Here is a 461-nt window from a genome sequence, read left to right on the forward strand (position 1 = left end):
GCCAAGGCTTGAGACTCCGCCGGTCATGAACGCAATAATCAGTGTGTCGAGAAAACCCATCATTTGCCCTTCCAGCGCGAGACATAAAACTCGAGGAGATAACGCACCATCGCACGCACTCCGAGCGTATCAACTACGACAGCACCCACCACAAACCAATACGGACTGGGGATACGCTGCAACGCGTTAAAGCCTTGCTCAACATAAGGGGCGTAATTAGGGATAAACGATAGGATGAGCGGCACAAACACCACTAAGAGAATGAATTCGTCTTTGACCCCCCGCTCTCGAATGCTGATATCATCAAGGCTACTGGCCTGCTCTTCACCATTTTGTAATCGCCGTACCCTCGCCTGATGCTTCTCACTTTCGAGTTCATCTTTACGCTTTAACGCCTCAGCTTTGTTTTGATTGAGCAGTTTCCCTACCTGCCACCTTGTTGTGTTTGGCTAAGGGCATAC

Annotated in this window: 1 protein-coding gene; it reads right to left on the reverse strand. The window is 49.9% G+C overall.

Translation table 11 applies throughout. The features are described 5' to 3' along the window. Positions 1–59 precede the first annotated feature (59 nt). Positions 60–419: a hypothetical protein gene (locus AB4496_RS28430; protein WP_102257885.1), complete on the reverse strand. Its 360-nt coding sequence runs from the start codon at positions 417–419 to the stop codon at positions 60–62. Positions 420–461: the final 42 nt, after the last annotated feature.

The organism is Vibrio sp. 10N.222.46.A1 (assembly GCF_041473595.1).
Taxonomy (GTDB): domain Bacteria; phylum Pseudomonadota; class Gammaproteobacteria; order Enterobacterales; family Vibrionaceae; genus Vibrio; species Vibrio tasmaniensis_A.